We start from the raw sequence: 11,940 nt of genomic DNA, 5'->3' as shown, positions 1-11,940 counted from the left end.
ATTCGGGTCGATGGTGGTAGGTAGCCAACCTGTTTGAGCCACCCTTCCATACACATCATACTGTGTGACCATCACGCCTGATGCTCCCGTTCCCCATGGCGATAAAGCCGGTCCTGTTGCTATCGGCCTATCCAGTAAATCATATACGATAAACTCCCATTGTTTACCCGGCAGTTTTTTGCTCACCAAGCGGTTGCGGTTATCATATTGATACTGGTAGCACAACCCGTTAAGGGTAGTGCTGTCATATGCGGCATTGGCCAAGGGCGGGATTACAAAGGCTAAATTCCCGAACTGGTCGTACACATAATAGGTTTCATGCGCCTCATTGGCATTGAAAGTCCGTTTCAATACTACTTTACCGGCCTTATCCTTGAATTCCTGTGTGGTATGATTGTTCCCTGACGTCCAGTTCTCGTCCTTGGTAACGGTCAGGTATAGTTCATTAGCCGAGTAATTTGTGGTTTGGCTCAGGGTATTGGTGTACGCCAGTAACGATTCGTTCCAGGTAGCAGTGGCCTTGAAGAGTTTCACGGCGTTGGTTCCGGTGGCTTCATTGGTCCCGTACTCAAATTTGATTTCATGGCCGGAACCCATCTTCCAGGCTTCACCCGGTGCGGATTGTTGCAATACCCGGTCCAGCGGTGAGGCTTCCAATAGTTTCTCGCTGTAGGGGTATGCGGTGGTTTCCCCGTTGGCCGGAGTGGTGTAATAGGTGTTTTGACTTGTCACCGCACTGCTTAAATAATCCAGTGTCGATACGCCCGACACAAACGGTAAATAGTCCTTTACCGGTCTGCCGTAAGCATCGTATTCGATGTGGGTCACGATATTCTGGCCCGTGGCGCTCATCGCGTTATCCACTTTCTGGATGGGTCTGCCCAGTCCGTCAAAATAGGTCACCGTGGTCTGTGGCAAGGTGCCGTTCTCCCCTCGGTATGTCGTCGCTTTGGTATAGTTCTGGTTGGTACTTTGCGCCAAGGCAAATCCCGGTACCAATAATAGTAATATCAGTTTTTTCATCTTGCCTTAGTGTTTGAAGTTTTGGTCAAATGCTTTAATCGTTACTCTTTTAAAGAGAGTTCAGATCAGTTGCAAACATAAGAGATAAATTCTTACAGGGCAATCAGGGTAAATACTGATTTTTTAAGAGATTGAAAGATTAAAGGATTGGGCTTCGACTCCGCTCAGCCACCGTAATCTTAAATGGTTGAGTTTAGTAATGGTGGTTGAGCGGAGTCGAAACCACCATAAAACCGTGGCAATTTCATTTTTGAAAATGAAATTGCCACAAAAGTTGTGGCAAAATGAAAATGGAAAACGAAATTGCCACAATACTTCGACGGGTTCAGTAACTGTTTTTTTTATTGAATTAAAAACCGGATACCTGTGTGTTCCAGACTTGACAGGTTTTCAAAAACCTGTCAGGTCTAATTGTTCTTCAATCAAAACAATTCTCTACACCCAAAAGTAAATTTTCAAAACCGACTGCAAAACCAATTGGCTTCTGGAAAAGCAAATCGTTCTTCGGTTCAGTCTTTTTAAATGGGTTCGCATAGTCAAATTGTTCCGTTCAATGATATTAGTACAATATTGAAACCTTTTATGAATGGAAGCAGGAATCAAGGCTGGATAGATATTCAATCTGTCTGTATAAATATGCTTTGGCTCTGATAAAATCAAACGATTGACCAAAGGCTGAATATTCTCTTTTGTTTTAGAACCCACTACAAAACCAACAATAGATCTGCTATTCCTTTCAATTGCATAAGTAATCCATGATACATTGCTTTTATTTCCGATAAATGTCCACATTTCATCCATTTCATAAGACCATCCTTTTTCTAGCAATAGTTTTGGCTTTAAATTGTTTCCTATGGAAATTATCCGGGCTAAAACCGTATTTTTCGAAATATTCAGAACCCTGCTCATACTTCTGATACCACAGCCTTCCTTCAATAAAACAACTATTGATTCATTGATAGTCCTAATGTAAGCCCGATATTTATAAATAACTTGAAATTTATGCCTGCACAATTTGCATTTATACCGTTGTATGGCAGATTGAAACCCATTTTTAACGGTTGCCCCGCTACATTTGGGGCAAAGTATTTTTTCCATGCCCTAATTTAATACACGTAGCAAAACAAAACCCTTATTTTATGCGATTTAACGATTCTTCAATCTTTAAATCATCTATTTACACAACAAAAAACAGTGTTTAACTTTTACATTAAACACTGTTTTTCAATTACTTATTTTAAAATTTTAGGTCATGCCCTAATTTGATACATTACCGATTTTATTTACTATTTTAATTCCTTGTTGCCTTCTCCTTTTTGAATGAGAAAACCTTTTTTGGTGTATTGTTCCAAAACTTCTTTTGCGTGTTCATTCCCCAGTTCATCACTTTTCAAAAGATGCTTTAGAGCAAAATCTTTACTTTCTGAATCTAATTTTTCTATTAAATCAGAATTGAATTCATTATTATTAAAAACACAAATTGTTGCTTGATAAACATCATAATAAGCATCTTTATCATTAAAACGATGAGCCATTAAAATGGAGTATGGTAAAATCATAGAATTACTTTGTTTATCTTCATAATATAAAGATAACATTGAGTAAGATTTTTTATCTCCTTTGAGAAGAACCTTTTTTTGAGCTTCGTACACTTGCTCATCACTTAAATAACTATTTTGTTGTTTACATGAAATTACGAAAATAGTAGTGATTAGAATTAAACTTATTTTTATTCTCATTTTCTTAATCGTTAAACTGTTTTATTCTTTTATTATTATAATATGCATTCCATTGATTAACGCCTTCTGGGTCATCTATATGTTGAGTTGTAAATAATCCCCAAAGATAACTTGTCCCTACAAAATATCCCGTGGGTGCTATAACTGTTAACCCATTTATTTTTGAAAATTTTCTTGCAACATTTTGATTACTTTTTGGGTCATCTTCTCCATACTGATGACCTGTTTTACACGATTTTAAAACTAAAGTAAATTTTCCACCATTTTTTAAAAATTCAGCCCATTTTGTGCTTGATTTCGATAATATAGCATTTAACTGTTTAGCATTATAAATTTTTTCCCCATTCGGACCTACTATATACTGCTGATTTCCATGTGTATATAAAATTAACACATTCTCTAATTCCGTTTCTTCATTTTCAGCTGTATCCCATAAAGCAGGACTAATATTTTTATCGAACCAATTTAAAACAGTTTTATTTGAAGATTTATTGGATGATTTAGAACTACCATTTTTCTTAGGGTCGCCATCATTATTTTCACTATCTTCTGTAGTTTCACTATCTTCTTCATCGTTGTCTTTACCTGAAAATGATCCATCATTATTATTAGTCCAAGTAGTATTATTACTTGATTTATCCCATAATTCTTGGATAAAAGAAGTATCTAACATACCATCAGGATCAATAAAGAACATTGGGTTATTCTTTGCGTATGTATACGGAGACCATCTTCTACTTAATTCCGCCAGCGGGTCAATATTCATCCATCTACCAATCGCCGCATCGTAATTCCTCGCCCCATAGTCATACATATTAAGTCCCAACTCATCCTGAAACTCCTTCCCATTGTACTTATACTTGTGGTTCAAAGAACTATACGTAGTCAGGATATTCCCCCAATCCTGCAGGTTTTGATCCGGCTCGTTGTAGCCTCTGTGCTTCAATCCAAAAGGATAATAATTACTTTCCTCCACTACATAAGGCGTTCCGCTGCCGTCATCGGTATAGGTTACCCTTACATTTCCTAAATGGTCGGTATAATTGAAATAATATACATAACTACCTTTTTCGCTCTTCACAAACCCTTCCGCATGCGGGATAAATTCAATTACTTCATCCTTGTATTGAAACCCTCCGGCCATATAATCCGTTTGGGTCATCTTCTGCAAATACGTCGTTGGGCCTACCGAGGAATTCGTTGGTGTCGCATTGTTGCTTGCTGTAGCTCCTTTCATCTCCGATCCACCACCACCGCTGTAATCCGGCTCATAATAATGAACTTTCTTACCTTTCTCAATTTTTTTAAGAACGTTCTGTAAATATATTTCTTATTATTCAAAAACCGCTGATTCCCAGATTTTGTTTTGCCATACTTTATAGTTCTTAAACAATCACCAACACATCTGCTACACGAACTCAACTCTGAAGCCATTTTCTTCGATTTAAAGGATTAAATACTAAAAAAGCAACCCGGAGGTTGCTTTTAAATTCTCAATTATAAAATTATAAATGTTTGATTTTCAAAATAATTATTAGCTAAAAATAGGTTACCAACACATCTGATACATTACCACGAATATTTTGAAAATGAAAAAGGGACAGGCTTTCGCCCATCCCATGTTCTTAATAAATTCCGATTGAAACAATGATTGTTTATTACCACTTTTCAATTATCTCCTGAGCAATGGAATCAATCTCTTCTTCTTTATCTTCTATGCTAGGATTATGGTATAAATCATAAACGATTGTTAGAATTTTATCACTTGGTTTAGTTTCAGAATTATTAATTAAGCCTAATAAAATCCAATACTTCCAAGTTGAATCGTTGCCATTTAAAATTTTTACTAATTCTGAATCGATTTCATTAACATGTGGCAATAAATAATCAATGATTAATCTAGCCTGTGGCCAATTTCCATCTTGAGTCCATTCTAATAATTCAGGAATGAAATCTTTGATTTCATAAATTTGTTTTTTCTTAAGATTCTTAATAAAATCAATATCTTCTTTATTCTTTGGTACTATATTGTCAATTTTTGTCATAGTTCTTTTTTTTATGGTTTAGGAACTTTAATTTCTTGAACTCTAGCAGCTTTTACCATTTCAGTAAGTATTTGCGCTGGATTCATACCTGATGTATCTCCTCTAGATGCAGCCCATTTTTCCAACAAAGCTTGACTAGGTGGTCTAACCCCAACGTGACCATCAGGTGTTTTAGTTAATTGGAATCCCATTCCTTTCAATAAATCTACACTTAATGCCTGAGCTTTTCCACCAAAACCTTGAGTAGCTTTTAATGGGTCAACATTCGTTGAAAGTCCACTTTTAGGACCAGTTCCATCATCTTTTCCTGGTCTCGGAGTAAAATTTGAATCTGTAAATGCTCCACCTCTATAAATCACGTCACCACCATCATCTTTTTTGGTACTTGTGTTATACGGCTGTGAAGTAATATTTGTTACAACATTATCTCCTTCTATCTTATGGTCTACTGAAAATTGCATTTCACTTGTTCTCCCACCATAATTTGGACTCATGTAATCAGTCAGCAACGAAACAGCAGTACCTAGAACTTTTAATGCACCACTGAAAAATCCACCTGAAGATTTACTAGCCGTTGTTTCAACTGTTTCTTTTACAGTTTGCTGAACAACCTTCACATCAGCTAATCCACCACCTACAAAACCAAGTACAGGTGTACTCTTAACTTTTACTGGTTCATGATTGTTTGTGTCTTTAGCACCATTCGATTCCTTTCCTTCTAATCCTTCAATTTCAATTTTCCATACAGGATTATTATGTGCAAACTGATAAGTAGATATTGACATATACTCTTCAGAAACTGGGTCAATTCCAAAAAATCTTCCTATTGCAGGGTCACCATTACGATGTCTATATGAGTACCAGTTCAGTCCTAGCTCTTCTTGCCACTCTTGACCTAAATACTTATACTTATGATTCAAAGAACTATAAGTAGTCAGGATATTCCCCCAATCCTGCAGGTTTTGATCCGGCTCGTTGTAGCCTCTGTGCTTCAATCCAAAAGGGTAGTAGTTACTCTCTTCCACCACATAAGGCGTTCCGCTGCCGTCATCGGTATAGGTTACCCTTACATTTCCTAAATGGTCGGTATAATTGAAATAATATACATAACTACCTTTTTCGCTCTTCACAAACCCTTCCGCATGCGGGATAAATTCAATTACTTCATCCTTGTATTGAAACCCTCCGGCCATATAATCAGTCCGGGTCATCTTCTGCAAATAGGTTGTTGGGCCAACCGAGGAATTCACTGGTGTCGCATTGTTGCTTGCTGTAGCTCCTTTCATATCAGATCCACCGCCGCCACTGTAATCCGGTTCATAATAATGAACTTTCTTACCTTTCTTGCTTCCTGCCGCATCGTAAATATACTCAATTTTGGTCTGCTTGCCGTGCGGGTTGTAAAAAGTAATGGTGAACGGTAAGTTCAGATGGTTATAGCTGATGTTGGTAATCGCTTTGTTGTCGTCACGGGTCATGTTCCCGTTGGCATCGTAGGCATAATCGTCGTTGCTCGTTCCGTTGGGATCCATGTTCTCGGCAAAACCTTCCAACGAGCTGCTCAAATCGGTTACACTTAGCAAACGGTTCTTGTTGTTGGGGTCATACGCATACACCAGTTTGTCCACCTGGATTTCATAATCCTCCGCTTCATAACCTCCGTTACGTTCCAGATCAGTGATGTTCCCGTTCTTGTCATAGTTGATGGTTTCCATATAGGCATTCACGACACTGGCATTATCCGGACGTGAATAATCCGCCTGTTTTAAACGGTTCAAATGATCGTAGGTATAGGTATACTTACGCTGCTGGTCATCATACAAGGTTCGCCATTGGGTTTCTGAGATGTTTCCGTTGTACAAAGCCTTGTTAGTGTCAGCCGGATTGTTGTAACTGATCTTGAAGGCAAACAAATCGTCTTTGATGCCTAAATCACTACTGATCAGTCCTTCGGTATCGTTGATCGATTTTAGCCAGCCCCTTATGTTGTATTGGTAGTCTACTTTCTGCAAAGAAGTGTAACTTGTAGCGCTTCCGCCCACTTTTTTACCAACCAATTGGCCCAGTTTATCGTAACTGTTATCAGCCAGTAACTGTACATCACCACCGTCAACTTGGTGTGTGTGTAATTTCAGTCTGTCCTGATCGGTATAGGTAAAGGTATCGGTGGTCACGATCTCGGTATCGCTGTTGGTACGTTTATGTCGTGTTATGGTGTATTGGGTTTTCCCCATAAAGTCCAGCTTGCTGTCCACCTCGGTATAACCGCCTAAATAGTTCGTAGTATGGGTACGGATAGGACGGCCTTTCTTGTCATATAAGGTATAAGATAATTCACCATTGTTCTCGGTTGGGATTGTCAGGATTCTGACCCAACTGCCTGTTGCCATTCCTTTCACGGCAGCCGATACATCATCGCCTTCAATTTGGCTGGGTAGAGTGGGGGCTCCGGCATAGCTGTAGTTGTCATAATAGTTCTTGCTAAGGACATCATTGTTCCCTAAGGTGTACGGATTGCTTCCGCCGTTAACGGAGCCTTGTTGTGTACTTCTGGCATTAGGGTCGATGATAGTGGGCAACCAACCTGTTTGTGTGGGTCTTCCGTACACATCATACTGGGTCACCATCACACCTGATGCTCCCGTTCCCCATGGTGATAAAGCCGGTCCTGTTGCTACCGGTCTATCCTGTAAATCATACACGATGAATTCCCATTGCTTGCCCGGTAGTTTTTTCGACACCAATCGGTTGCGGTTGTCATATTGGTACTGGTAGCATAATCCGTTAAGGGTATTGCTGTCATAGGCAGCATTTGCCAATGGCGGGATCACATAGGCCAAGTTACCGAATTGGTCGTATACATAATAGGTTTCATGCGCCACATTATTGTTAAAGGTTCGTTTCAACACCACTTTACCGACTTTGTCCTTGAATTCCTGCGTGGTGTGGTTGTTCCCTGATACCCAGTTCTCATCTTTGGTTACCGTCAAATACAACTCATTTGCCGCGTAGTTTGCGGTTTGACTCAGCGTGTTGGTGTAAGCCAGTAACGAACCACTCCAAGTAGCTGTAGCCTTGAAGAGTTTCACTGCATTGCTACCTGAACCTTCATTGGTTCCGTACTCGAATTTGATCTCATGGCCTGAGCCCATCTTCCAGGCTTCACCCGGCGCGGATTGTTGCAACACACGGTCAAGCGGTGAAGCTTCCAAAAGCTTTTCATTGTACGGATAAGCGGTGGTTTCCCCATTGGCCGGGGTCGTATAATAGCTGTTTTGACTGGTCACCGCACTGCTCAGATAATCCAGTGTTGATACGCCGGATACAAACGGCAAATAATCTTTCACCGGTCTGCCATAGGCATCATACTCGATGTGGGTCACGATATTCTGGCCCGTGCTGCTCATCGCGTTGTCCACTTTCTGGATGGGTCTGCCCAGTCCGTCATAATAGATAACAGTGGTCTGCGGCAAGGTACTGCCCGGACCTTTGTAGGTCGTTGCCTTGGTATAATTCTGGTTACTGCTTTGCGCTAAGGCAAATCCCGGTACCAACAATAGTAATGTCAGTTTTTTCATCTTGCCTTAGTGTTTGAAGTTTTGGTCAAATGCTTTTACAACATTATCGTCGTTATCCTTTATTTGCTGTAAACGGTGCATACTGTCATATACATAAGTGGTCTTTTTCCCGTTCGGGTCATACATCCTTACAAGCAAATTGGTAACCGGTTCATATTCAAACACGCTCACCTGTGCATTCGGGTATTGCCCTATAAATGTAATGGCATTAGCGATGCTGTTGGTATTCGGATCCAATGTACCCGTAAAGTTCTCAATCTTGGCAATTACCTGGTTATTGGCATTGTACAAATATTTAATCTTCACACCTCCGGTTAATGACATTAACGTTGGGTTTCCTTTACTGTCGTACTCTTCAAATGTGGCACGCTCTTCAATTGGCTGAGTCCCTTTGGCTGTATATATTTTTTCCGGCACTACTTTATTACCTGAAAGCACTTTATAAGCAGTGCGTTTCTTGGTCAACGTTTCAGTATTATCAGATTGTTTTACCTCAATTGGTGAAGCAATATTGTTTTGTGCCAGCATCAAAACATATGCATCTGTTTGACCAGTAGTTAATCCTGTCAAGGTTCCATATTGGTTCACATATACACTTTCGCTGTTTTGTGTAGTACCGTCACTCATCACTGTACTTACTTTAGTAGGTAAACCTCTCAAGGTGCCATACTCATAGGTCTGAGTAGTAATCATTTTTTTGTAAGAAGCTTCAACTGTTTCCTGTGTCGGTCCAGGTAGCTCTTCTGGAATCAAATCAGGGTCATCGAGAACGAAATATTGTTGCTTTTCAGCATTAAATTTAAAATAACTGCTCATAGGCACAGGATCAATATATTCCTTTATGATCACTTTATCGGTTTTTTGATTGAAAACATACGTATAATAATATCCGAAATACATTCCGTACAATCCGTTTATTATAGTTTTGGTACTACTGTAATCATTCGGGTCGCTAAAGCAAAAATTATAATTTGGCCTATAAAACTGAGTTGCCTTACAACCAATGAAATTTGTGATTTTCTTCGAAAAATCTTTCTCTGTTTTATATTGTGTCTCCTGTTCTTTTATCTTGAACAACCCTCCGTCTTTTTTAACATAAGAGCGTTCACATAATAACTTACCGTTAAAATAACTGTTGTCATTTTCCTGATACATTTTGAAATATTCAATTACATCGATTAAGTGGGTATTGGCATTTCTGTTTGGAGCCCCACATACAATGTCTAAGTAATCTGCACCATTCCAACAACCATCATGAATCGTTTCAATTCTAGAAATAGTTGTATTCTTGGCATAAAGAAATGTTTTCTCAATTCCTCCTTTTTCAAAATTATCGCCTCCTAAACTAATCGATACGACAGGATATACTTCCGGATCAAGAAAAGAAAAATTATACTTATTCATAAATTCGGACGAAAAGGTCACACTATAGTAAGTTCCTTCATTGTCACCTACTTCCAAGGCTTTCTTAGGACGAATATCAAGATCAGGCATCAATTCAGCTTTTGCATATCCTCCATCTATAGTACCATAATAATATCTTTTCTCATGAGCCAATACATTATCGGAACTGTAATTCATGTCTTTCTTCAATCTTATTCCCAATCCTGGTATTGGTGTGTACCCTTCAAAAATTTTAAAATTGACCACTGCTTCCAAACCTTGATAAGCACTCGATGTCGTATAATTGTCCTTGAATTTTAAGTGGAAAGAATAATTAATTCCTTTTTTAAGAGAATAGAAAAATGGGTGATCATTATCAAACGGATATATATTACTAAATACAGTCTGTTGATTTGTACTCAGATTCGTAATAATTAATTCAGCTCCTTTGCCGGTTAAAGCAGAACCACCATGTTCTGAAGTTAAATTCACACTGATGGTAAATCTTAGCTCCTGATCCTTATATACATTTGGGGAATTCCAATAAATAGATCCTCCGAAAGGGTCTTGTCTGTATCCCGGTATCTGATCTGTTTGTGGAGTCCCTAATTCATTACCTGCAAAACTATTGATACTTAAAGTATAATCCCCTATATTTTCTTTTTTGGCAGTTCCTGACTCATATTCAAATAGCGAATATCCTTTGGATGGATAAGTCATTTTTTTCAATGTACCTTTCTTACCAAAATTGAAATCAGGGTTAAGATTCCCAAAATTAGTACGGGAATAAAAATTAATTAATGGTTCATCCGGTAAAATGGAATAATTTGATTTTCCGTTATAATACCCCGCAAAATCACGACTATTGGATGGATTATTTGTATAATTCCCTGGCGTTTTTATTCTGTGCGGCAAACTATAAGGATCTTCATATTCAAATGTATACACTTCGCTTTCATTTCCTTCGGTATCCAATTCTTTATCGATTTCCACTTTGTTCAAAAAGAAACGGGAAACATTTGCAAAATCATTTTCTGTCCCTGTAGGTGAAACTTTCGCACCATAGGTGAAATTAATTTTTTTCAACAGTACATTCCCGGTTGTGTTTTTGACTTCAATCGAATTTAAAACACTTATAAAGTTATAGTTATCGTAATCGGTACGGTTGAAAATCACTTCAAGGGTATTGTTCAGGCTTTTGATCTTTTTTAGTTTTCTCGGATTGTTAACTCTTGTCGAAAATACATTGTCCTTGAAGACACCAACATACTCAACTCCTAAAAAATCCAAACCCGCATTCATACTGCAACTTTTACTCAAATCCTGTCTTTTCTGAGTCAGTGTATCATATTCAAACAGTATTGTACCATTAAGGGGATGTTCAATTTTATATAAGTAAAATGATGTCACACCATCTGTATCCATTGATGGTCCTCCTGATAAAACTCTTGTGGTTTCGGTTATGCTTCCTCCAAAATAATACTTCACACCGGTTGGAGTGGTAATCATAAAAGTATAATCATTTCTGAATTTATCTTTATTGGTAGCTCCGGTTCCTATTATTTCAATTCTCAACTCACTTTCATTCTGAATATATATCGGATTAAAATTCCCATCCAGATAAAACGATCCGGAATACCCATCAAAACTGAAACTGAAAATATCCACTTCAGTATTATAAGACGAACCATAATAAGCCATCAACCAATAATATTGTGAGTCTTCTGCACATGCTTTATCTGCATTAGCTTTCATATGGGCCTCGTTAATCATGGGACGCTCCGTTACGCCTTCATCGGCACCATCTTTTATCTGCCTTGTAATCACCCCACCGGCTGTCAGGTTCCAGTTAATCCCTACCCAAGTAGCCATATCTTCAACCTTTACACCGGCTCCTGAATACCCCAAAGAAACAGAGGTTTTCAATTGTCCGGCAGAATAATCATAAATAGGGATACTACTGTTCAACTTCCCTTTAAACTCATTAATTCCGTTTTTCCCATACTCCGTAAAAGAAAAAGCCTCCGGTGATGGCGGGTTCACATCTGGTAACACAACCTTTAAAGGATCTTCTGTTTCGACTCTTTGTGTATTAGCTTTAGGAGTGGTTTGTGCAAACATTGCAGCATTACCCATAAGTAACATTACTGCTATTTTTATATGTTTCATCAT

7 protein-coding genes are annotated in these 11,940 nt (G+C 38.4%); all 7 read right to left on the bottom strand.

The genetic code is table 11. The features are described 5' to 3' along the window. The coding region (locus NAT51_RS08055; RefSeq protein ID WP_449536216.1) for a DUF6443 domain-containing protein at positions 1–1,023 on the bottom strand (1,023 nt) is incomplete at its 3' end. Positions 1,024–1,458: 435 nt separating this feature from the next. Further along, positions 1,459–2,121, bottom strand: coding sequence for an IS1 family transposase (locus NAT51_RS08050; protein ID WP_250597615.1), 663 nt, complete (start codon positions 2,119–2,121; stop codon positions 1,459–1,461). A gap of 188 nt (positions 2,122–2,309) precedes the next feature. Further along, entirely contained in the window at positions 2,310–2,762 is a 453-nt protein-coding gene (locus tag NAT51_RS08045; RefSeq protein ID WP_250597613.1) for a hypothetical protein, read from the bottom strand. Between the two features lie 4 nt (positions 2,763–2,766). Further along, on the bottom strand, positions 2,767–3,999 hold the full coding sequence (locus NAT51_RS08040; protein ID WP_250597611.1) for an RHS repeat domain-containing protein: 1,233 nt from the start codon (positions 3,997–3,999) through the stop codon (positions 2,767–2,769). Between the two features lie 421 nt (positions 4,000–4,420). After that, positions 4,421–4,807, bottom strand: a complete 387-nt coding sequence (locus NAT51_RS08035; protein ID WP_250597609.1) for a DUF5071 domain-containing protein — start codon at positions 4,805–4,807, stop codon at positions 4,421–4,423. An 11-nt stretch (positions 4,808–4,818) separates the two neighbouring features. Next, positions 4,819–8,385, bottom strand: coding sequence for a DUF6443 domain-containing protein (locus NAT51_RS08030; RefSeq protein ID WP_250597607.1), 3,567 nt, complete (start codon positions 8,383–8,385; stop codon positions 4,819–4,821). A 6-nt stretch (positions 8,386–8,391) separates the two neighbouring features. Beyond that, positions 8,392–11,940 (bottom strand): RHS repeat domain-containing protein, encoded by a 3,549-nt coding sequence (locus tag NAT51_RS08025; protein ID WP_250597605.1) that lies wholly within the window; start codon positions 11,938–11,940, stop codon positions 8,392–8,394.

Source organism: Flavobacterium amniphilum (genome assembly GCF_023634845.1).
GTDB lineage: Bacteria > Bacteroidota > Bacteroidia > Flavobacteriales > Flavobacteriaceae > Flavobacterium > Flavobacterium amniphilum.
Note: the sequence above shows the minus strand (reverse complement) of the source record. Positions and strands in the feature narration are given on the sequence as shown.

Coding starts and splice junctions, on each gene's coding strand:
- NAT51_RS08040 (WP_250597611.1), bottom strand. CDS start 3,999: ATGAAAGGAGCTACAGCAAGCAACAATGCGACACCAACGAATTCCTCG.
- NAT51_RS08025 (WP_250597605.1), bottom strand. CDS start 11,940: ATGATGAAACATATAAAAATAGCAGTAATGTTACTTATGGGTAATGCT.
- NAT51_RS08035 (WP_250597609.1), bottom strand. CDS start 4,807: ATGACAAAAATTGACAATATAGTACCAAAGAATAAAGAAGATATTGAT.
- NAT51_RS08045 (WP_250597613.1), bottom strand. CDS start 2,762: ATGAGAATAAAAATAAGTTTAATTCTAATCACTACTATTTTCGTAATT.
- NAT51_RS08030 (WP_250597607.1), bottom strand. CDS start 8,385: ATGAAAAAACTGACATTACTATTGTTGGTACCGGGATTTGCCTTAGCG.
- NAT51_RS08050 (WP_250597615.1), bottom strand. CDS start 2,121: ATGGAAAAAATACTTTGCCCCAAATGTAGCGGGGCAACCGTTAAAAAT.